This is a genomic window from Saccharopolyspora antibiotica, assembly GCF_047200635.1.
GTDB lineage: Bacteria > Actinomycetota > Actinomycetes > Mycobacteriales > Pseudonocardiaceae > Saccharopolyspora_C.
In genome coordinates, this window is sequence record NZ_JBJZOI010000015.1 from 46547 (window position 1) to 66719 (window position 20173).

The window sequence follows — 20173 nt, forward strand, 5'->3', positions numbered from 1 at the left end:
TCTACTGTGGCCGATGCACACCACGGCGCGTTCGCACTGAACCGAACGAGTGGAAACCGGCCCGGGAGGCAGTGGTCCGCTTCATAGTCCCGCCGGGAACACCGCCCGCGGGCCCTAGTGTTGAACGCGCTCGGGGAGCCGCCAGCGACAGCCGGACTTCCTGCGAAAGCCCCGATCACCGACGACCGCGCGAAGCACGCGGGGACGGCGCACGTCCCCGGCGGGCGGCGGTGCGGGGCACAGACCCGGCCGGCACCTTTCGCACCCAGGAGACGTCCTTGCCCATTGCCCTGTTGGCACTCGCCATCGCAGCTTTCGGCATTGGAACCACCGAGTTCGTGATGATGGGGCTGCTGCCCGAAGTGGCCTCGAACCTGCACGTGTCGCTGCCCGACGCCAGCGGCTACATCTCGCTGTACGCGCTCGGCGTCGTCATCGGCGCACCGCTGCTCACCGCCGGTGGGATGCGGCTGCGCCGCAAGACCGTCCTGATCAGCATGATGGCCCTGTTCGTGGTGGGGAACCTGGCCTCCGCGCTCGCCCCCACCCACGGGACGCTGCTGGCCGCCCGGTTCATCGCCGGGCTGCCGCACGGGACCTTCTTCGGCGTCGGCGCGGTCGTCGCCGCCGGGCTGGTCGCCCGGGACAAGCGCGCCCAGGCCATCTCGATGATGTTCATCGGCCTCACCGTCGCCAACATCGTCGGCGTGCCGCTGGGCACCCTGCTCGGGCAGTCGCTCGGGTGGCGGTTCACCTTCGGCGTCGTCGCGGTCATCGGCGTGATCGCCCTGATCGCGGTCGCGGCGCTGGTCCCGCAGCAGCCCAAGCCCACCGACGTGAGCCTGCGCGGCGAGCTCGTCGCGTTCCGCCGCCCGCAGGTGTGGCTCGCGTTCGCCGTGGTGGTGTTCGGCTTCGCCGCCACGTTCTCGTTCTACAGCTACATCAAGCCGCTGCTCACCGACGTCACCGGCTTCAGCCCCACCGCCGCGACCGCGCTGCTGGCGCTGTTCGGCCTGGGCATGACCGCGGGCACCGTGCTCGGCGGACGGCTCGCGGACAAGGCGCCGATGCGGACGCTGTACGTCTTCCTCGGGCTGCTCGCGGTGACGTTGGCGATGTTCCTGTTCACCGCGCAGAGCATGGTGCTCACCGCGATCAACGTGTTCGCGGTCGGCCTCGCCGGGTTCGCCGCCATCCCGAGCATCCAGGCCCGGATCCTGGACCAGGCGAAGGAGGCCCCGGCGCTGGGCTCGGCGAGCATCCAGTCCACCTTCAACATCGCTAACTCGCTCGGCGCCTACCTGGGCGGCCTGGTCATCGCCGGCGGGTTCGGGCTGACCGCGCCCAGCTGGGTCGGTGCGCTGCTGGCCCTGGTCGGGCTCGGCTTCGCGCTGCTCTCGGGCTGGCTGGACCGGTCGCCGCGCTCCGGCGAGCTCGTCGCCTCGCACCGCGCCGAGGCGGAACGCGCGGGGGCCCCCGCGGCCGCGCGCTGACGCGACACCCGAACGGGCCGATCACCTCGGTGGTCGGCCCGTTCTCGTTGCGCCGTCCGGGTGGCCCGGGCGTGACCCACCGTGATCATCTGGCCGGGTTTGGCTCCCCCCGACCGGGGAAAGCCTGGGCACGGCGAGTGCCACGAGTCCAGGTGGGAAGCGCTGGTCGCCGGATAGCTTCGGCCGGGGGCGCGTGCTGTGATGGAAGACGCCCTGGGCCGGGAATCCGCGAGCCGGGCCAGCGGGTTGCACCTGGGTGGTGATCCGCCGGGTCGCGGAGACGACCCGGCAACGTCCGACCTGTGGGAGGAACGAGACCAGATGACCCGGGTTCCCAACGTCACGCTCAACACCGGTGCGCAGATGCCGCAGCTCGGGTTCGGCGTCTTCCAGGTGCCACCGGACCAGGTGGTCGAGCCGGTGCTCGCGGCGATCGAGGCCGGTTACCGCAGCATCGACACCGCCGCCGTCTACGGCAACGAGGAGGGCGTCGGCAAGGCGATCGCCGAGTCGGGGGTGCCGCGAGAGGACCTGTTCGTCACGACCAAGCTGTGGAACGACCGGCAGGGCTACGACAGCACCTTCGAGGCCTTCGACGAGAGCCTCACCAAGCTCGGCCTCGACTACGTGGACCTGTACCTGATCCACTGGCCGGTCGCGGCGAAGGATCGCTACGTCGAGACCTGGAAGGCGTTCGAGAAGCTGCACGCCGAGGGCCGCGCGAAGGCCATCGGGGTGTCGAACTTCCAGATCCCGCACCTGCGCAGGCTCTTCGAGGAGACCGGCGTGGTTCCCGCGCTGAACCAGATCGAGCTGCACCCGCACTTCCAGCAGGGCGACCTGCGCGCGTTCCACCAGGAGCACGGCATCCACACCGAGGCGTGGGGCCCGCTCGGCCAGGGCAAGGGGCTGCTCGACGAGCCCACCCTGTCCTCGCTGGCGGAGAAGTACGGCAAGACCCCGGCGCAGATCGTGCTCCGCTGGCACCTGCAGCTGGGAAACGTGGTGATCCCGAAGTCGGCGACGCCGTCCCGGATCCGGCAGAACGTCGAGGTGTTCGACTTCGAGCTCGCCGAGGACGACATGGCGGTGATCGCGGGCCTGGAGACCGGGCAGCGCGGCGGTGCCGACCCGGACGTCATGGGCTCCTGACCGAGTCCGTCGGAGGCCCGCCCGGTACGCCCGGGCGGGCCTCCGGCGCGTCGGGCGGGCGATCCCGTCAGCGGAGCGGCCGCCGGGCAGCGGGAGCCGGAGCCCCCGGATAGCCCGCGAGGCGGAGCCGCCAGCGGGTCGTGGGACCGCAGAGCCGGTTCAGGCGGGAACGGGCCGCAGCACGGTGCTGCCGGAGCGCAGGGACGCGACCTGGCTGCGGGTGGCGATCCACTTCGGCAGCCGCCCGACCCGTTGCAGCGGCGTCCTGCGCTGAGCGGAGGTGAACGCCGCGGTCCGCGAGACCTTGAGCACCCGGGAGCGCCGCTGCTGCTCGTAGGCGCGCAGCGCCCGCTCCGGCGGGCCCTCCACCTCGGCGAGCCGGTGCGACAGCAGCCAGGCGTCCTCCAAGGTCTGGTTCGCGGCCTGGGCCACCGCGGGCGGCATCGCGTGCACGGCGTCGCCGAGCAGCGTGCTGCGCCCGCCGCCCCAGACCCGGGGGACGACGTGCCGGATGTGCGGGAAGAAGCCGAGGTCGTCCGGTCCGATCTCCGCCAGCAGCCCCCGCACCGGGTCCGGCCAGCCGGTGAACATCCGCCGCAGGTCCCGCACCGACAGCGGGGCGTCGCCCTCGCGCCACGGCATGTCGAACCACCAGTGCAGCAGGCCGTTCCCGGCGGGGATGAAGCCGCAGTGCGCGTCCCGCCCGGCGATGTTGACCGTCTGGTGCCCGTGCGCGATGGGCTGATCGCTGATCGTGAGGCCCTGCCAGCTGGCCCAACCGGTGAGCCGCGCCGGGCCGCCGCCCAGCACCTCCCGGCGCACCACTGACCGCTGGCCGTCGGCACCGATCACCAGGTCGCCCTCGGCGCTGGTGCCGTCGGCGAAGTCGACGACGACCGAGTCCGCGGTCTCGGTGACGGCGATGCAGCGGCGGCCGAAGTGCAGCACGTGCGCGGGCAGTGCGGCGGCGATCTTGCCGGTGAGCAGGCGACGCGGGGTCTCGATGGTGGGGTGGCCGAGGCGTTCGGTGACGTCGGCGAGGTCGGCCTCCCAGAGCAGCCGACCGGACTCCGTGATCGACTTCAGGCTGTGCAGGACGCGCCCGACGTCCTCCAGGGTGATCCCCAGGTGGCCGAGCGCGGCGGTGCCGTTGCTCCAGATGGTCACCGCGGCGCCACCGTCGCGCAGGCCGTCCGCGTGCTCGAAGACCGCGACGTCGTGACCGGCGTCGATGAGGCCCTTGGCCACCGCGAGGCCACCGACTCCGGCTCCGATGACGAGAACGCGCATCGTATCCATCCGTCCTGCGAAGCTGGCTGGCTCGGCGATTTTAGCCAACCGTCCGGCGATTCCGACTTGTCGCTCCTCACATACAGTGATGAACGTCTCCCGAATGGAGTAATGGCGGCGGTTGATCCGCTGAGCGGCAGCGGGTAGCCACCCGCTTCCCACGGAGGAAGTAGGTTGCGGGGGCATGAGCCCCCGCGTAGCCCCGCCCTTCCGCGCCGATCACGTCGGCAGCCTGCTCCGCCCGCCCCACCTGCTCGCCGCCCGCGACGAGCACGCCGCGGGCCGCCTCGACACCGCCGAACTCACCCGGATCGAGGACGAGGCGATCACCGACGTGGTCGCCATGCAGGAGGAGGTCGGCCTCTTCAGCGCCACCGACGGCGAGTTCCGCCGCGATTCGTGGCACCTCGACTTCCTGCGCGAGCTGCGGGGCGTCACCCCGGCCCAGGACGGCGAGCTGACCATGCGCTTCCGGAACGAAGGCGGGGACGTCGAGTTCCACGCCCCGCAGCTGCGGGTCGACGGCCGGATCGGCCTGGAACGCACGATCTTCGAGGAGGCGTTCACCGCGCTGGCCGACCGCGTCAGCACCGCGACGCCGAAGATCACCATCCCGTCCCCGGGAATGCTGCGGGGCCGGGCGGAGGTGGACCGGGAGGTCTACCCGGACCTCGCCGAGTTCCGGGCCGACCTCGCGGCCGCCTACCGCGACCAGGTGCGCGGGCTGGCCGGGCTCGGCTGCCACTACCTGCAGCTCGACGACACCGGCCTCGCCTACCTGAACGACCCGGCGCAGCGCGAGCGGATCGCGGCGGCCGGCGGGGACCCCGCGCACGAGCACGAGCGGACCGTCGAGCTGATCAACGACTCGATCCGGGAGCGGCCCGCCTCGATGGCGGTGACCACGCACCTGTGCCGGGGCAACTACCGCTCGTCCTGGATGGCCAAGGGCGGCTACGAGCACGTCGCCGAGGCGGTGTTCGGCGGGCTCGAGGTGGACGGGTTCTTCCTGGAGTTCGACGACGAGCGCTCCGGCGGCTTCGAGCCGCTGCGCTTCGTGCCGAAGGGCAAGCTCGTCGTGCTGGGGCTGGTGACCACCAAGAGCGGCGAGCTGGAGTCCTCCGACGACCTCCGGCGACGAATCGACGAGGCCGCGCGGTACGTCGACCTGGACCAGCTGTGCCTGTCGCCGCAGTGCGGTTTCGCCTCCACCCGGGAGGGGAACGCGCTGAGCTACGAGCAGCAGGTGGCGAAGCTGCGGCTGGTCGTGCGGACCGCGCAGCAGGTGTGGGGCTGACCGCCCCCGATGCGTGCGGGCGCGGCGCGCCCGCGATGATCAGGCGGCTGCTTCGAGGAAGCGGCCCGCGACCAGCCCCGGCTCCTCGTCGCCGTCGAACCGGACCCACAGCACTGGGCCGTCGAAGACCTCGGGAAGACCCGACGCCGTCTCCACCACCGTGCCGACCTGATCGCGGAACCGGCCGAACGAGGCACGCACCCGGGTGCCAGGCTCCAGCGGACTCGATGACTGCTCCATGGGGGTGGACGTTACGTGCCTCCGGAGCGGAACGGAAAACCGCGTCCGAGTGACGTGGCGGTGAAGACCGTGACCTGCGGTATCGGATCCGGCGGCGGGACCGGAACCGGCCCACGGGCCCGTTCCAGGTGATTGACGTCACTGTTGTCGCAGGTAGAAGCGTTGCGAACGGGAAGGAGCCGCGGGTGCGCACCATCCGGCGATCAGGGGAGTTCGAGCTGGAGATCAAGCGGTCCCGGTTCCTGTGCGCGCTGTCCCGCGCCGACTCGGAGGAGGGGGCCCGGGAGTTCATCGCGCAGCGGCGGCGGCTGCACCACGACGCGCGGCACCACTGCTCGGCCTACGTGCTCGACGCCGACGGCCGCACCCAGCGCTCCAACGACGACGGGGAGCCCGCGGGCACCGCCGGGGCGCCGATGCTGGAGGTGCTGCGGCACCACGAGATCACCGGCGCGGTCGCGGTCGTCTCCCGCTACTTCGGCGGCACGCTGCTCGGCGCGGGTGGCCTGGTCCGGGCCTACGGCGGCGCGGTCTCGGCGGCCCTGGAGCACGTGGGGCTCGCGGAGCTGCGGCCGATGCGCCTGGTGTCGACCACGGCGGAGCACTCGCTGGCGGGCAGGCTGGAGAACGACCTGCGGTCGCAGGGCTTCTCGGTGTCCGATGTGGACTACGGGGAGCGGGTCCGGTTCGTGCTGCGGATCCCGGAGGCCGAGGTCGGCGCGTTCGAGCGGTGGCTGGCCGAGACCACCGGCGGCGCGGCGGAGCCCGTGCGCGGGGAGCTGGTGCACGCCGAGGTCCCGCTCTGACTCACGACTCGAACAGCCGGTCCAGCGCGTAGTCGAGCAGCTCCACCGAGCCCTCGGGCGAGTGGTGTCCGAGCAGCAGCCCGACGGAGAGGCCGTCGGGCACGGCGAGCAGGATCCGGGCCTCCTTCGCCAGGTCCCGGTCCGGCCCGATCTCCCCGCTCCGCTGGGCGGCGCCGAGCAGCTCGACGATCCACTCCTCCAGCTGCGGCCACCACCGGCGGTACAGCGCGGCGAGGTCGGGTTCGGCCAGCGCGCGCAGGAAGAACGCGACCGAGACCAGGTACTCCTCCCGGCTCTCCGGGGACAGCGCGAGCATCTCCACCAGGACCGCCCGCACCGCGGTGCGGGCGGATCCGCCGCCGGGGTCGGCATCGAGGCGGGCGCGCACGCGGGCGGCGGCGCGGTCGTTCACGTGCTGGACCGCGAAGTGCAGCATCTGCTCCTTGCCGCGGAAGTAGTGCTGCACGGAGCCCATCGAGATCCCGGCCTCGGCGGCGACGTCGCGCAGGGTGACCGCCTCCACGCCGCCGCTGCCCGCCAGCCGCAGCAGCGCCTCGGCGATCTGCCTGCGCCGCTGCTCGTGGTCGACCTGCTTGGGCACGCCTCACCCCTCTTTTTCATGCAGCTGCATTGCAACAGCCCCGGGCAACTGTTTATCGTGCATCTGCATTGTAAAAGCTCTGCCCTGGGGGAACAGCATGGCGACCACACCGCTCGCGCCGGCGGGCCACCGGATCGACACCCTCGACGTGGTGCGCGGGGTCGCCGTCCTCGGCACCTTCGGCTCCAACGTCTGGATCTTCAGCGATCCCGCCGGCCCGACCGGGGCGCTCGGGGGCGACGGTCCCGTCGGCTCGCTGCTGCTGTTCCTGGCGAACGGGAAGTTCCTGGCGCTGCTCACCCTCGTGTTCGGCGTGGGACTGGAGTTGCAGCACCGCTCCGCGCTGCGCCGGGGGCGGCGCTGGCCGGGTTGGTACCTGTGGCGCTCCGCGCTGCTGCTGGTCGAGGGGCTGCTGCACTACGTGCTGATCTTCGAGTTCGACGTCCTGATGAGCTACGCGGTGACCGCCGTGATCGTCGCCCACCTCGTCGGGCGCGACGATCGCGCGGTGCGCGCGTGGATCGCGGGCTGCGCCGCCGCGCACCTGCTGCTCGTGGGGCTGGGCACCGCGCTGCTGCTGAGCTCGGGAGCCTCGCCGACCGGCCCCGGCTCGGCGCTGTTCACCGACGGCGGGTACCTGGAGCAGGTCGGCGCGCGCCTGCACGGCTTCGCGGAGTACCGGCTGGAGGTCGTGTTCATCATCCCGATGTCGATCGCGATGTTCCTGGTCGGCTCGCGGCTGCGCCGCGCGGGCGCCTTCGACGCCGACGCGCGCGGGCAGCGGCTGCGGAACCGGCTGATGGCGGGCGGATTCGGCGTCGCGCTGCCGCTGAACCTGCTCAGCGCCCTCTCCGGGCCGCAGTGGTTCCTGGTGGACCGCTACGCGCTGCCGCCGTTCGTCGGACTCGGGCTGCTCGGGCTGATCTGCACGATCGTGGTGCGCCGCCCCTCGGGCGGACGGGTGCAGGCCGGGCTCACGGCCGTCGGGCGCACCGCGCTGTCCTGCTACGTCGGGCAGAACCTGCTCGGCGCGGTGCTCTGCTACGGCTGGGGGTTCGGGCTGGCCGCGCTGCTCGACGAGCACCGGCCGTGGTGGCCGGTCGGGCTGTGGGCGGCCGTGTCGGGTGCGCTGGTGCTGGGCTCGACGTGGTGGCTGCGCCGCTTCGACCGGGGGCCGCTGGAGCTGGTCTGGCACCGGGCCCACCTCGCCCCGCAGCGGTCCTGACGATCACACCACCAGCAGGTAGCCGGCCCCACCCGCGATCACGCCCACGAACGCCCCCACCAGGGCCTGCGCCGGGGTGTGGTCGCCGAGGCGCACCCGGGACCACCCCACGGCCAGCGTCGGCAGCCACAGCAGCAGCAGCCACGCCGAGTACACCACCGCCAGGATCGCCACCGCGCCCGCCGCGACGGCGGTGTGCACCGAGACCTTCCACCACACGGTGATGAGGCCGACCACGAGCAGCGCGGAGAGCATCGCGACGTCCAGCGCCAGCACGAGCCGGGGCGCTCCGGCCCTCGCCAGCACCACCACGCCCAGCGCGCTGAGCACGATCAGCAGCGCGAACGGGATCAACCGGCCCTCCCGATTGCGCACGTGGTGGCCGTCCCACCAGCCCATCCGGGCTCCCGCCACGATGCCGGCCATCGGCAGCACGCTGCTGGTCAGCGCCACCAGCACCCCCCAACCCAGCGCGCTCCCCGGGGAGCGCGTCGCGCTCCAGGCCACCGCGATCGGCAGCAGCAGCACGATCACCGCGGGCGAGCACACCTCGGTGAGGACCCGGGCGACCCGATCCGCGGTCCGCGTTCCGGGCTCCGCGCCCGTCCTGGTGTCGACGTCGGCCACTGCGACTCCCCCTCGGCTCCCCGCCGGACCGGCCCGGCAACACCATGATCACCCGAGGAGGGGGCGGCGGCGACCGCTCACCGGACGGCGCGCAGGTGCGGCCGCGCCCCGGGCTCCGGACGCGGGTCCGCAGGCAGCAGCGCCGCGAGCTTCGCCGCCGAGGCGGAACCGGGCTCGGCGGTCACCAGCACCACCCGGTGATCGTGCCCGGCCGTCCGCAGCTCCTGGAGGTCGACCTCCACCAGACCCAGCTCCGGGTGCCGGAGCCGCTTGTGCACCACGCTCGCGGGGCCGAGCTCCTGCTCTCGCCAGTGCGCCGCGAACTCCGCGCTGTGCGCGGCCAGGTCCCGCACCAGCTCGCGCAGCCGCTCGTCCGCTGGATGGCGCCCCACCGCCTGCCGCAGCTCCGAGGCGACGTGCCGGGTGAACCCGTCCCCGGTCGATTCGCAGCACAGCGGTCCGCCGCTCATCGACAACCGGAGGATGTTGCGCTCGGAGGGGGGCAGCGCGGCGAAGTCCAGCAGCAGCGCGGCGGCGGCCGGGTTCCAGGCGAGCACGTCGTGCCGGGCGTTGAGCACGTAGGCGGGCACCGGCCCGATCCGCTCCAGCAGCAGCCGCACCGGTTCCGGCACCTCGTCCGAGGGCGCGGGGCCGCTCGGGGCGTGCTCGGCGAGCCGGGACAGGTGTTCGCGCTCCGCCGCGGACAACCCGAGCGCGGTCGCCAGCGCGTCCACCACCTGCGGCGACGGGTGCGGGCCGCGGGCCTGCTCCAGCCGCTCGTAGTAGTTCACCGACACCCCGGCCAGCGCCGCGACCTCCTCGCGCCGCAGCCCGGGGGTGCGGCGGTGGCGGCCGCTGGGCAGGCCCGCCGCCGCAGGGGTGCGCAGCTCGCGCCTGCTGCGCAGGAAGTCGCCGAGATCCCGCTTGGTCACCCGCCCAGCCTGGCACGCCCCGGGCGCGCCCTCCACGGACCGCTGGTCCGGGGATGAGCCGGACCTGCCCGCGCCGCGCCGTCCGGCCGACCGTAGTGAGCAGCGAGCACCCGACCGAAGGAGAGCTCCGTTGTCCACCCCGACCGCACCGGCCGACGTGATCGACCGGTTCACCGCCCTGCTGCTGGCCAAGGACATGGCCGGCGCGATCGACCTGCTGGCCCCCGACGTCGTGTTCGAGGCCCCGTTCGCCGCGGGCACCCCCGCCCGCGTGGACGGGCGGGAGGGGATGCGCGAGTACCTCGCCGACTACCCCGACCGCGTCGACATCACCGGCTTCCCCGCCTACGCCGTGCACCGGACCGCCGATCCGGCGACGGTGATCGCCGAGTTCACCGCCGAAGGCCGGACCGTGCGCACCGGCGAGCCCTACGTCATGCCCTACATCGCGGTGCTGACCGTGCGCGACGGGTTGATCGCGCACTACCGGGACTACTGGAGCCCGGTGCTGGCGGCGAAGGCCGCCGGGGAGCTGGCCGTCCTCGTCGAGCACCTGGGGGAGGACTCGTGAGCGTGCTGCTGCTCGGGGGGACCGGCACCACCGGCCGCCCGTTGTCCCGCCTGCTGCCCGAGGCCCGGGTCGCCTCCCGCCAGCCCGGTCCCGGGCGGGTCCGGTTCGACTGGGCGGACCCGGCGACCTTCCGGCCCGCCTTGGCGGGCGTGCGGGCGGTGTACCTGGTGCCGCCGCCGGCCGACCTGGAGCCGATGCGGCTGGCCGCGCCGTTCTTCGAGGAGGCCACCGCCGCCGGGGTGCGGCGGGTGGTGCTGCTCGGCGCCCTCTCCGCGTTCGACGCGGCGCCCGGGGTGGACGAGCTGTTCCGGGCCGTGCGCGAGATGCCGGAATCGGCGGTGCTGCGCCCCTCCGGGTTCATGCAGAACCTGCTCGGCGAGCACCCGCTGGCGGCGGGCCTGCGGGAGCGCGGCGAGCTGGTCGGCGCCACCGGTGACGGCAAGGTCGGCTGGATCGACGCGGAGGACATCGCGGCCGTGGCCGCACGGCTGCTCACCGGCCCCGCGCCAGCGGGCGAGCACCTGTTGACCGGGCCGGGCGCGCTGTCCTACGGGGAGGTCGCCGAGCTCATCACCGGGCTGACCGGGCGCCCGGTGCGGCACCGGCCGGTGAGCGTGGCGGAGCAGGCCGCGATGTTCGGGGCGACCGGGCTGCCGCCGGCCTTCGCGGGGCGGCTCGCGGAGATCTACGGCGCCATCGCGGACGGCGCGGAGGACCTGGTGACCGGCGCGGTCGAGGAGATCACCGGACGTCCGCCGCGCTCGCTTCGGGAGTTCGTCCGCGCGCACCTGGCCTGAGCCGGTTGGCGGCCGCTGTCCGGCGGTCGCCGCCCCGCAGCGGGAAATGGAGAGGAATGCGCCATTCCTCTCCATTTCCTAGTCCGAAAGAGTGACTTCTCAGCGGAATGCCCCATCGCACTCCGCGGATTCGTGAAGATCTGCGCCGAATCGAAACCCGCGGGGGTGACGGACTTCCGCCGGATCGCACCGATCACCCGGCCAGCGGTGAGCGGTTCCGGCCCCGGAACGGGAGTCGCCCGGCGACCGCCAGTGCACCGCGCTCCGGCCGAATTCGAGAGCGACCGCACGGTCACCGAACCTCGCGCCGATCGAGGAGGAGCGGTCATCGCGGAAGCATTCCAGGCGCCCTGGCCGGAGTTCAGCCTGCTCGCCCGGCTGCGCCGGGAGACCCGGCAGGCGCTGCTCGAGCTGGGCTCCGAAGTGATCTTCGAGGTGGAGCAGCCGATCCTGCGCCAGGGGGATGACAGCACGCACGTCGTGCTGCTCCTGAGCGGGTCGGCGAAGGTGCAGGCGCTGTCGGAGTCGGGAGCGGCGACGCTGCTGGGCATCCGGTTCGGCGGCGACCTCGTCGGTGAGATGGCGGCCCTGGAGCGGCGGACCAGGTCCGCGACGATCACGGCGGGCACGCTGACCCGGGCACGACTGATCAAGTCCGCGGACTTCCACCGCTTCCTGCGCGAGCGCTCGGACGCGGCGATCGCGATGATCCTGATGGTGAACGCCCGGCTGCGCTGGGCGAACCGGCGCCGGATCGACAACGCGAACCTGTCGGCGACTCAGCGGGTGCCCCGGGTGCTGCTGGAGGTCGTCGACACCTACGGCGAGCGGGATCCCGACGGCTGCTGGCGGATCGGGCCGGCGCTCAAGCACGACGAGCTCGCGACGCTGGCCGGGGTGCGGCTGCGCACCGTCGAGAAGGCGCTCAGCGAACTCGACAAGCAGGGGGTCGTGCAGCGGCAGTACCGGCGGATCGTGGTGCGGGATCTGCCGAAGCTGCGAGAAATCGCAGATTATTCCTCCTGAACCCGCACGCGCGCGTTTTCTCTTCCCGCTTTTCTCGGCAGAGTGAGACTCGCACGACGACGGGTGTTCGCGACTCGCACCGAACGGGGCGGTGCGATCCGGACTTCCGCGTGAGGGGTTCCCATCCGCGGTGATGCGCGAATTCCCGGAATCGTCACCGCGCCGGGGGCCGCGGTGACCCGCGCGTTGCCCGAGTCGAATCGGGGTCGGCTCGGGCAACGCGCCCTCCGGGCAGCGGCGGCAACGCGCGCACGCCGCCCGGTCGCGGAAGCAACCACCTCTGTCGTGCCGTCGCCGCGGCCCCGATCCCTAAACTCCGGCGTCCTCGCCCGCGGTGTTCGCGGGCAGCGGGGCCGGGCTCCGTCAGGCGGTGAAGTCGGGAAGGGTGAGCGTGCCGTCCGCGGCGAGGGTGAAACCGGGGTTGTGGGCGATCTCCCAGGGATGGCCGTCGGGGTCGGTGAACACGCCCGCGTAGCCGCCGTAGAAGGTCTCCCCGGCGGGTTTGGTGATCGTCGCCCCGGCCCGGGCCGCCGCCGCGATGAGCTCGTCGACCTCCGCGCGGGAGCGGACGTTGTGCGCGAGGCAGACACCGCCGAACGCATCGGCACGCCCGGCCGGGAGGCCGCAGTCCGCGGCGAGCTCCTCGCGGCCCCAGAGGACGAACGCGCTGCCACCGGCCTGGAAGAACACCGTCCGCTCGAGCTCTTGGCCGCGCCAGCCGAGGCTCTCGTAGAACTCCTTCGCCCGGCCGAGGTCCGCGACGCCGAGGGTGATCAGGCTGATCCGCTGCTCCATCGGCGGAGGATAACCAGCGGCACCGGCGCGGAGCGGCCGCGACGAGCGGACGTTCCCCCGGGTGGCGGAGCGAACTGGCTCCACACCACCCGGAACACCCACGACCGTGGCATGATCATTCCGCATGGGTGAGCAGAAGGAACGGATGCTGCGCGGCGAGTGGTACCTCGACGAACCCGATTTGGCCGCGGATCGCCGCCGCTGCCAGCGCTCCCTCGACCTGTTCAACGCGACGGCCGCCGACGACGACGCGGAGCGGGCGGAGATCCTCCGCGACCTGCTCGGCGACTTCGGCCCCGGTGCCTCGGTCCTGCCCCGCTTCCAGTGCAGCTACGGCCACCTCACCCGCATCGGCGCCCGCAGCTTCGTCAACCACGACGCGCTGTTCATGGACGACGCCCCGATCACGATCGGCGAGGACGTGCGGATCGGCCCCCGCGCGCAGCTGCTCACCGCCCTGCACCCGCTCGACGATCACGAACTCCGCCGCGCGGGCTGGGAGCGCCCGGCCCCGATCACGATCGGCGACAACACCTGGCTCGGCGGTGGCGTGATCGTCTGCCCGGGGATCACCATCGGCGAGAACACCGTGATCGGCGCGGGCAGCGTCGTCACCCGCGACGTCCCGCCCCAGATCTTCGCCGCCGGAAACCCGGCCCGGACCGTCCGAGCACTCCGACCACCTCGATGATCGATCGTCACCAGCCGCCACCGCGCGGGCGAGCCCCTGCCTCGGAGAGCGGCCAAGCGAGCGGCCCACCGCGCGACACGGCGGACGTGCGCGAGCAAGCGCCGACGACAACACCAACTTGAAGAGCGCACGACAAGCGCACGAAAGTTTCCCACCGAGCCGTGCGATCGTGCGGTCATCCGTCCCACGATGCTCGCCAGCACGTCCGGCCCGGCGAGTTGCGCCGGACCGGACCTGCAGGCAACTGGTCAGCCGCTGGCGGCGCTGGTGTTGATCTCACCGTTGACCCCGCGCGGGAAGAATCCTCCCGAGGTCGCCTCCTTGTTGGTCAGGTACACGATGTTGAGCACCTGGCCAGCGCTGCGGCTGTAGGTGACGCCGAACTGGTCGGTGGGCACGATGTTGGCCCGCCCGTTCTCGTCCACGACGCCCTGATCGAGGTCGTCGGCACCGTCCAAGGAGTCGCGGGCGTCCGAGAGCTTGACCGAGGCCTCCTTGAGATCGCGGCCGAGCAGGCCCGTCCCGAGCAGGCCGGTGTCCTTCGAGTACAGCGCGCTGCGGATGTTCGCCGCGTGGTAGGCCTCGGCCGCGAGGATCCCAGCGGCAGCCTCCAAGTAAGTCTTGTTCGACACCAGCGGTGCGGCACCCTTGTAAGCGCTCACCCCGACATCTTCGAACAGGTAAGCAGCCAGCAGGAAGTTGTCCTCGTTGGCGAAGGGGTCGAACGCTTCGCCGTCCCGGACGAGGCCGGCGGCCTGGGCCGCGGCGGTGAAGCTGTTCTGCAGGTCGATCTCCGGCTGCGCCACCGCGGCCGACCCGAGCGCGCTGCGCAAGAACTCCACGTGCGCCCGCTCGTCCGACGCGATCTCCTGCGCGTACTGACGCACCATCTTGCTCTCGAAGCGCACGGAACGGCCTCCCGTGACACCACCGCGCGCACCCGCACCGCCGGTGAGCTTGTCCGGGAGGCCCGCACCGGTCACGGCATAGGAGTAGAACTGCGCCTCCAGGTACTCCAGGTTGAGGGCGAAGTTGAGGATCGCCCCATCGCTCGGCGCCTCCTCGGCGGCGGCTACCGGAGCGAACGCGCCTGAGGACATGGTGGCGGCCCCGACCACGCCGAGACCCCCCAACCCGGCACTGCGCAGGAAGCGGCGCCGATCGCTCTGGTTCTCCGCACTCCGGTTGATCATGTTGACGACTTGGTTCCGACCGAACACGTGGTTCCTTCCCCCATTCCGGCGGATTCGACCGCGCTCACCCGGCCACCACCCGAATGGTCATCTCGACTGACCACCGGGTTCGTCGCGGATCAGCCCGAGGCTTGGTCCGCCTCGACGGAGGGAACACGCCGAAGAGCGGACAGACGACGTGACGCTGGCCGCTCGGGCTCCGCGGGGCGGCCTTGAACTGGCCGATCGCTCGGGCTTCTCATCGGCGGTCCCGCCCCGCAGCAGGACTCCACCTGCGACACCCGTTCAAGGGGTCGGGGGCCGTTGTCCGGTTCCTCTCGCCGGTACCCGGCACACCTTCGATTCGAGGCCGCGCACGTCCGCAGCGCACCTCCGCCACGAGCACGATGAGAGCGGCGGCGCACGGGACATCGCGTTGCCGGACTCGACCGCGCGGATGCCGTCAGGCGGCCGGACCAGCTCGGGGTGACGTCGACCGCGCGAAGCGCCTCCCGAACGCCAGGGGCACGCAGGACGATGGCGACGCTGCTCGATGCGGCGGCTCACCGCGCGCCGCACGGCCGAGCCGCTCGGGCACTCGCTGGTCTCGATGGCTCAGGACGTCCACTTCGGCCGCGGCCAGCAGTCTCGGACGAGCGCGGACGGGCTGATGTTCTTGGACTCCGGCGAGTAGCTCACGACCGGTTGGCAATCGAGTGGCAACCACCCGAGACGAGGAGATCCGCGGGCCGCCTGACCAGGCGGAATGGTGGGGCGCCTGGGGATCGAACCCAGCGGTCACGGATTACCAATCGGCGTTTGCCGACACCTGACGCTGTCCGCCGAAGTTCCCCACTACCAGGCGGGGTTGCAAACGCACATGCACACCAAAGCCGTCTTATCGCGTCCTTTTTCATTGTTTGGTGCGGGTAAGGTGTGGGCCTCAAGATCACCTAGCGAACCAGAATCTTGCCCCTCACGGCTGAACCCTGCCTCCGGAGAGCGTTCCGGTCGCGGTGCCTACCTGCGGCACGGTTGGTCACCAGCGCGGTAGCCAGCCGCGAAGCATCGGTCAGTTGTCGTCGTCTTGAGTCGCCTGCGGGCCTCATGTGCCCCGGACCCCTGGACTGCGGGCACAGGCAGGAGGAACGCCCTCGGCGACCCGAGAACCCGCTGATCCCGTATGTAAGATCATCAACGCTTGCCGTCGTCCGGCTATTACCTGCCCTCACTTGCAGCACGGACATCGGAAAAAAATAGGCCTTAACGGTTGTCACCGTCTGACGTCGGTTGAGGTCCATAAGTGGCAATCTCGGGTCTGCACCGAGATACGTTCACGAACCCTCAACCCACGGAATCGATGTGACGCCTGCGGTCGCCCGACAACGGCGATAGCACCGTGCCGTTCGCTCATACAAACGCTCGGCGTCAATCTTCGTCCGCTGTCGTTTGACGTCGTTTGGTGGACCTAAGTGCCCCGGGTTCCACCCGACACAGAGCTGTCAGTTCGGGCAGCCGCCGAGTCCCCGGAGGCGAAGCTCCGAAGCGCGCACATCCTTGGGACTCGGGCCCCGGCATATGCGCACCCATGACATCGGTGGCTGGCCGACTCACCGGATCGGGTGAGATCGCCTCAAATTCGGATGTCGAGGGACCTCGCCGTCACAGCACTCGTGTATTACTCGCTTTCGTGCACCACGCATATACCTAGCCGACTTTCACACTTCAAGGAAAGCTACATCAGATCTATCCGCAAGCCCGATACAGGACACCTAATCCAGAGTGCTAAGCTTGAAGCAAGTTGAATCAAATGTTCCTCGAAGCAGAAGGCGAACGTGGATGACAAACAGGGCCGCCGATCTAGCCAAGATTCGCCAGGCGTTAGATTTCGCGATCGCGGACGAAAACAATAATGCAATCATCACCCAGGGCGACAGTCTTGATCAGCTAAAATTCCTACCCGATTCCTCGGTTTCGCTCATCCTTACGGATCCTCCTTACCACTCCACCAAGAAGGCCAACATCCGCGGCGACCGTTCGTTTGAAGAAGACGAAAACTTCCTCGAGTGGATAGAGAAGTTCGCTTCCGAATGGAAGCGCGTACTTAAGATGAGCGGAACGGTATACGTATTCTGCTCGTCCCAGATGTCGGCACGTCTTGAAGTTCTCCTTTCGAAATATTTCCGCCCCATTGCACAAATTACCTGGACAAAACCAAATGAGCCTGGATACGACGGCTGGAAAGGGAAGATGAAAAAGGAAGCGCTTCGCACGTGGTACCCACATTCTGAACGAATTATCATGCTCGAACACGGCGCGTACGGATCATGGGAAGCATACCGTCGTTCGCCACTCGGGGAGTATCTTCTGGAGTGCAGGAAAAACGCGGGAATGTCGATGATTCATCTGACCGAACTGATTGGCGAGTACGGTCGAGTAAACCGTGGTGGCGCCGTCGCAAACTGGGAAGCTGGACGGAACATCCCTAGCCCAGAACAGTACACCAAACTCGCAACAGCACTGGAAGCGACGGGAAAAGTCGGAAAGATGCTCGACTATGAGGATTTAGTTCGTCCTATGCAAGTAAACAAAGACGTTGAGTTCACCGATGTCTGGGATTTTATGAGCGTCCGCCCGTTCGCCGGAAAACATCCTGCGGAGAAACCTCAAGATATGTTGATGCATATGATCCGATCTTCGAGTTATCCCGGCGATATTGTGCTTGATTGCTTCGCCGGTTCGGGATCGACCGGTGTTGCGGCTGTGCGTCTAGGAAGGCGCTCTGTGTGTATGGAACTCGACGAGGACTGGGTGAAGCGGGCGGCTCACGAGATCACCAATGCCAAGATCGACGATCAGTACCAAGAGCCGCGCCGCATACACCACATGAGCAAACGAGAACTAGCCCTCGACAGCTTGTTCGACTGAATGCTTCGCTTCATCCATAGTTTCGTCTTGCGGTTGATTGTCGAGCACGCTCTTCATCCATTTGAGAGTGGGAATAATACCAGCGTCTTTAGCAACAACATTGCAGAAATGATGCCCCCAGCCGAGATTGTACGATTTATGGAGCAAATTTCCAACTCGGAGTTCCTGAATGTGAAATAGGCTGATTTCGGTGGTTGTGAGGTCGTATGTTTCGCGACCATCTGCCTGCTTTGATCGTTTGAAGAAATCGGTTGCGGAGATCCTCTCCAGGCACAGTGGACAGACGGTGTTCGACTCTCGGTCTATCATTCGAACGGTCTGTAGTCGTTCAATGTTGAGAAGACCCCGCTGTCGGGCTTCTTCTAATTGATGCCCTTTCCGCAAGCTGACATCGATTGGTGACATGTTCTCGTCAATCATTACTTCTTCGGCATCGTAACAATGCCAGAGCATGGCCTCTAACTGTAACTCTGCGTCAGCCATTGTCTGCGACGAAGCATACTCGTAAACCCGAATTCCTGCGCCGCGAGTTTTGTTACTATTGAAGCCCTCTTCTATAGAAGTAGCACCATCCGAGACTGTAGCGTGAATCCGGGCGCAATAGGTTCCCCCCACGGGATTCTCTCGCGAGTTTGCCGGGGTGAACTCTTTTCCGTTCGAAAGTACTCCTCCTTTGGGACTATAAACCTCCCAGTCCTGTCTACGTTGAAAAAAGATCACGGCATTAGTTCCGATTTCGATGCCCTCGGCCGCGAGTTCTTCGTCTGCATTGGGGTTCTCGAAATACCACGATGGGCTAACTAGTACACAGAACCCCTTTTCGTACTCTTCAGTTTCATCGTCCGGAAACTTGCAGAGACTCCATGATTCCCAGTTGATTAGCACCCGGTTATTTCTGCTGACTCGATTCTGGAAAAGTTCGCGGTTACTTGCCCCTCTGGTGTAGTTGACTTTGTCCAATTTGCTACGTACGAGTTGCGGGAGGTGCGGCAACTTTACTTTCGCGGGCCGTGAAGGCGACATGCTCCAATAGTATCCATTGATAGTCGCACGGTAATCGACAGTGTCATCACTTAGCGTCTGCTGTCGACTCGGTAGTCTGAGTAGCTATGCCCCAGCCACAAGCAGGCGACCACCTTGGTGCCGATGGGGGCTCGCCAGCCGGACCACTGAAGGTGACCGGCTCGGCAACGCGCCCAGCACTGTTTATCAAGGCTCGCCCAGGAGCGAACATGTCCGACGGGGCCTGGTTGCTATTCACGTCCTTCGACTTCTCGGCGGCCCTCCGCTGGTTCCTGGCCGCCTGCCTTCCGCTTCGCGCTCAGGTCGTCGGGCGACGCGCCGGGACCGGCCGCCAGGCCGCACGCCCGGCCGGCGGCCGACCTGGCCCGAGCTCGCATACCGCGGCAGGCGGCCCCGCAGGGGCCGCCCTTGACCGCCACGTGCTTCCCGCACTCGCGGAACTCCGCGTTCGGGAGGTCACGGTGCCCCGCGTTGACGCCTTCTTGATCACACTCCGCCAGAACACGGGCACGGCTACCGCGAAGACCGCTCGAACGATCGTCTCCAACGTGTTGGGCCTGGCCGTCCGGCATGGCGCTTTGGGTGCCAACCCGACCCGCGAAACGACACGGATCGAGGGTGGTCGGCGAAAGACTCCGCGTGCGCTGACCTTGGAGGAACGTCAGCTTTGGCTGGCCCAGCTCGAAGCCGATGAGGTCGCTTCTCGGAAAGATCTGCCGGACCTGTCCCGCTTCATGCTCGCCACCGGAGTCCGCATCGGTGAGGCGCTGGCCGCGTGCTGGCCCGATCTCGACCTGACGGCCGGAACGGTCGCGGTGAACTTCACCGTGGCTCGGCGGAGGGGGAAGGGGTTGATTCGCAAGCCCACCAAAACCAGCGCGGGGGAACGGACGCTGCCCCTCTTGGGCCGTCGACATGCTCCGGCGGCGCTACTACCTCGCCGAGGACAAAGACGGGCCGATCTTCCCGGACAGCATCGGCGGACTCCGCGACCCGTCGAACACTCTTCGCGATCTCCGCGACGCCCGCGGAAGCGAAGGATTCGCGTGGGTGACCTCACACGTGTTCCGGAAGACCGCGGCGACCATCCTGGACGAAGCGGGGCTGACTCCGCGGCTCGTTGCCGACCAGCTCGGCCACTCGCGGCCGTAGCTCACCCAGGACGTCTACATGGCTCGGAAGACGGTCAGCCGAGACGCGGCGACCGCGCTCGAAGCCGCCTTCGCTAAAGAGTCACAGTAGTTTCATGTGGGTTCTGTGTGGATGCGATCTTGATCCGAGAACCGAACGACACTCTGACCTGCGGTGTTGGTGGGGCGCCTGGGGATCGAACCCAGAACCCACGGATTAAAAGTCCGTTGCTCTGCCAGTTGAGCTAACGCCCCGCCGAGTCAGCGTACAAGGGCGCGGTGATCTCGTGCGACGCCGGGCTCAGGCCGGTGCGGGGGCACGGGGACGGCGAGCGGGGGTGCGGCATCAGGGACAATGACGGAGTGACCGTGCTCGA

The 20173-nt window shown here is 69.1% G+C and carries 20 protein-coding genes, 1 tRNA gene and 1 pseudogene; 13 read left to right on the plus strand and 9 right to left on the minus strand.

Annotated elements, in window-relative coordinates:
• The first annotated feature begins 278 nt into the window (after positions 1-278).
• Positions 279-1493 (plus strand): MFS transporter, encoded by a 1215-nt coding sequence (locus ACL03H_RS14220; RefSeq protein ID WP_412811686.1) that lies wholly within the window; start codon positions 279-281, stop codon positions 1491-1493.
• A gap of 321 nt (positions 1494-1814) precedes the next feature.
• The gene (locus ACL03H_RS14225) at positions 1815-2645 is read left to right on the plus strand and encodes an aldo/keto reductase (RefSeq protein WP_412811687.1); all 831 of its coding nucleotides are present in this window, start codon (positions 1815-1817) and stop codon (positions 2643-2645) included.
• Between the two features lie 159 nt (positions 2646-2804).
• On the opposite strand, the gene ACL03H_RS14230 is transcribed toward ACL03H_RS14225, so the two are convergent.
• Positions 2805-3935 (minus strand): FAD-dependent monooxygenase, encoded by a 1131-nt coding sequence (locus tag ACL03H_RS14230; protein WP_412811688.1) that lies wholly within the window; start codon positions 3933-3935, stop codon positions 2805-2807.
• 184 nt (positions 3936-4119) lie between these two features.
• On the opposite strand from ACL03H_RS14230, the gene ACL03H_RS14235 reads away from it, so the two are divergent.
• On the plus strand, positions 4120-5232 hold the full coding sequence (locus ACL03H_RS14235) for a 5-methyltetrahydropteroyltriglutamate--homocysteine S-methyltransferase (RefSeq protein ID WP_412811689.1): 1113 nt from the start codon (positions 4120-4122) through the stop codon (positions 5230-5232).
• A 39-nt stretch (positions 5233-5271) separates the two neighbouring features.
• On the opposite strand, the gene ACL03H_RS14240 is transcribed toward ACL03H_RS14235, so the two are convergent.
• A complete protein-coding gene (locus ACL03H_RS14240; RefSeq protein ID WP_412811690.1) occupies positions 5272-5472 on the minus strand; it encodes a hypothetical protein in 201 nt (66 codons plus the stop codon).
• Between the two features lie 185 nt (positions 5473-5657).
• On the opposite strand from ACL03H_RS14240, the gene ACL03H_RS14245 reads away from it, so the two are divergent.
• Positions 5658-6278 (plus strand): YigZ family protein, encoded by a 621-nt coding sequence (locus ACL03H_RS14245; RefSeq protein WP_412811691.1) that lies wholly within the window; start codon positions 5658-5660, stop codon positions 6276-6278.
• Position 6279: 1 nt separating this feature from the next.
• Here ACL03H_RS14245 and ACL03H_RS14250 read toward each other — a convergent pair whose 3' ends face one another.
• A complete protein-coding gene (locus ACL03H_RS14250; RefSeq protein WP_412811692.1) occupies positions 6280-6879 on the minus strand; it encodes a TetR/AcrR family transcriptional regulator in 600 nt (199 codons plus the stop codon).
• A gap of 97 nt (positions 6880-6976) precedes the next feature.
• On the opposite strand from ACL03H_RS14250, the gene ACL03H_RS14255 reads away from it, so the two are divergent.
• Positions 6977-8104 (plus strand): DUF418 domain-containing protein, encoded by a 1128-nt coding sequence (locus ACL03H_RS14255; RefSeq protein ID WP_412811693.1) that lies wholly within the window; start codon positions 6977-6979, stop codon positions 8102-8104.
• Between the two features lie 3 nt (positions 8105-8107).
• On the opposite strand, the gene ACL03H_RS14260 is transcribed toward ACL03H_RS14255, so the two are convergent.
• Positions 8108-8731, minus strand: coding sequence for a phosphatase PAP2 family protein (locus tag ACL03H_RS14260; protein ID WP_412811694.1), 624 nt, complete (start codon positions 8729-8731; stop codon positions 8108-8110).
• 77 nt (positions 8732-8808) lie between these two features.
• Entirely contained in the window at positions 8809-9663 is an 855-nt protein-coding gene (locus ACL03H_RS14265) for a helix-turn-helix transcriptional regulator (protein WP_412811695.1), read from the minus strand.
• A gap of 130 nt (positions 9664-9793) precedes the next feature.
• Here ACL03H_RS14265 and ACL03H_RS14270 point away from each other — a divergent pair, with 130 nt between their 5' ends.
• The 3 genes from ACL03H_RS14270 (at position 9794) to ACL03H_RS14280 (ending at position 12057) form a co-directional block, all read left to right on the plus strand.
• A complete protein-coding gene (locus ACL03H_RS14270) occupies positions 9794-10234 on the plus strand; it encodes a nuclear transport factor 2 family protein (RefSeq protein ID WP_412811696.1) in 441 nt (146 codons plus the stop codon).
• Positions 10231-11031 (plus strand): Rossmann-fold NAD(P)-binding domain-containing protein, encoded by an 801-nt coding sequence (locus ACL03H_RS14275; protein ID WP_412811697.1) that lies wholly within the window; start codon positions 10231-10233, stop codon positions 11029-11031. The genes ACL03H_RS14270 and ACL03H_RS14275 overlap by 4 nt, the downstream gene beginning before the upstream one ends.
• 252 nt (positions 11032-11283) lie before the next feature.
• Positions 11284-12057, plus strand: a complete 774-nt coding sequence (locus ACL03H_RS14280) for a Crp/Fnr family transcriptional regulator (RefSeq protein ID WP_412811698.1) — start codon at positions 11284-11286, stop codon at positions 12055-12057.
• A gap of 363 nt (positions 12058-12420) precedes the next feature.
• Here ACL03H_RS14280 and ACL03H_RS14285 read toward each other — a convergent pair whose 3' ends face one another.
• Entirely contained in the window at positions 12421-12852 is a 432-nt protein-coding gene (locus ACL03H_RS14285; protein WP_412811699.1) for a VOC family protein, read from the minus strand.
• A gap of 124 nt (positions 12853-12976) precedes the next feature.
• Between ACL03H_RS14285 and ACL03H_RS14290 the strand changes: the two genes are divergently transcribed.
• Complete coding sequence (locus tag ACL03H_RS14290; protein ID WP_412811700.1) at positions 12977-13543, plus strand: sugar O-acetyltransferase; 567 nt, start codon at positions 12977-12979, stop codon at positions 13541-13543.
• Positions 13544-13791: 248 nt separating this feature from the next.
• Here ACL03H_RS14290 and ACL03H_RS14295 read toward each other — a convergent pair whose 3' ends face one another.
• Complete coding sequence (locus ACL03H_RS14295; protein ID WP_412811701.1) at positions 13792-14763, minus strand: ferritin-like domain-containing protein; 972 nt, start codon at positions 14761-14763, stop codon at positions 13792-13794.
• A gap of 505 nt (positions 14764-15268) precedes the next feature.
• Here ACL03H_RS14295 and ACL03H_RS14300 point away from each other — a divergent pair.
• On the plus strand, positions 15269-15409 hold the full coding sequence (locus ACL03H_RS14300) for a hypothetical protein (RefSeq protein ID WP_412811702.1): 141 nt from the start codon (positions 15269-15271) through the stop codon (positions 15407-15409).
• A 1145-nt stretch (positions 15410-16554) separates the two neighbouring features.
• Entirely contained in the window at positions 16555-17643 is a 1089-nt protein-coding gene (locus tag ACL03H_RS14305; protein WP_412811703.1) for a DNA-methyltransferase, read from the plus strand.
• Here the strand turns inward: ACL03H_RS14305 and ACL03H_RS14310 are convergent.
• Positions 17617-18666 carry a BstXI family restriction endonuclease gene (locus ACL03H_RS14310; RefSeq protein ID WP_412811704.1) on the minus strand — a complete coding sequence of 350 codons (1050 nt, stop codon included), beginning with the start codon at positions 18664-18666 and terminating at the stop codon, positions 17617-17619. The two genes, ACL03H_RS14305 and ACL03H_RS14310, sit on opposite strands and share 27 nt — an antisense overlap.
• Before the next feature lie 209 nt (positions 18667-18875).
• Here ACL03H_RS14310 and ACL03H_RS14315 point away from each other — a divergent pair.
• Both ACL03H_RS14315 and ACL03H_RS14320 read left to right on the plus strand, forming a co-directional pair.
• Positions 18876-19208 (plus strand): annotated as a pseudogene (locus ACL03H_RS14315) (hypothetical protein); the annotation flags it as partial.
• Positions 19209-19581: 373 nt separating this feature from the next.
• The gene (locus ACL03H_RS14320; protein ID WP_412811705.1) at positions 19582-19818 is read left to right on the plus strand and encodes a tyrosine-type recombinase/integrase; all 237 of its coding nucleotides are present in this window, start codon (positions 19582-19584) and stop codon (positions 19816-19818) included.
• A 157-nt stretch (positions 19819-19975) separates the two neighbouring features.
• On the opposite strand, the gene ACL03H_RS14325 is transcribed toward ACL03H_RS14320, so the two are convergent.
• A tRNA-Lys gene (locus ACL03H_RS14325) sits at positions 19976-20051 on the minus strand.
• Between the last annotated feature and the right edge of the window lie 122 nt (positions 20052-20173).

Coding starts and splice junctions, on each gene's coding strand:
- ACL03H_RS14310 (WP_412811704.1), bottom strand. CDS start 18,666: ATGTCGCCTTCACGGCCCGCGAAAGTAAAGTTGCCGCACCTCCCGCAA.
- ACL03H_RS14285 (WP_412811699.1), bottom strand. CDS start 12,852: ATGGAGCAGCGGATCAGCCTGATCACCCTCGGCGTCGCGGACCTCGGC.
- ACL03H_RS14290 (WP_412811700.1), top strand. CDS start 12,977: ATGGGTGAGCAGAAGGAACGGATGCTGCGCGGCGAGTGGTACCTCGAC.
- ACL03H_RS14235 (WP_412811689.1), top strand. CDS start 4,120: ATGAGCCCCCGCGTAGCCCCGCCCTTCCGCGCCGATCACGTCGGCAGC.
- ACL03H_RS14320 (WP_412811705.1), top strand. CDS start 19,582: ATGCTCCGGCGGCGCTACTACCTCGCCGAGGACAAAGACGGGCCGATC.
- ACL03H_RS14255 (WP_412811693.1), top strand. CDS start 6,977: ATGGCGACCACACCGCTCGCGCCGGCGGGCCACCGGATCGACACCCTC.
- ACL03H_RS14225 (WP_412811687.1), top strand. CDS start 1,815: ATGACCCGGGTTCCCAACGTCACGCTCAACACCGGTGCGCAGATGCCG.
- ACL03H_RS14305 (WP_412811703.1), top strand. CDS start 16,555: ATGACAAACAGGGCCGCCGATCTAGCCAAGATTCGCCAGGCGTTAGAT.
- ACL03H_RS14230 (WP_412811688.1), bottom strand. CDS start 3,935: ATGCGCGTTCTCGTCATCGGAGCCGGAGTCGGTGGCCTCGCGGTGGCC.
- ACL03H_RS14240 (WP_412811690.1), bottom strand. CDS start 5,472: ATGGAGCAGTCATCGAGTCCGCTGGAGCCTGGCACCCGGGTGCGTGCC.
- ACL03H_RS14300 (WP_412811702.1), top strand. CDS start 15,269: ATGCGGCGGCTCACCGCGCGCCGCACGGCCGAGCCGCTCGGGCACTCG.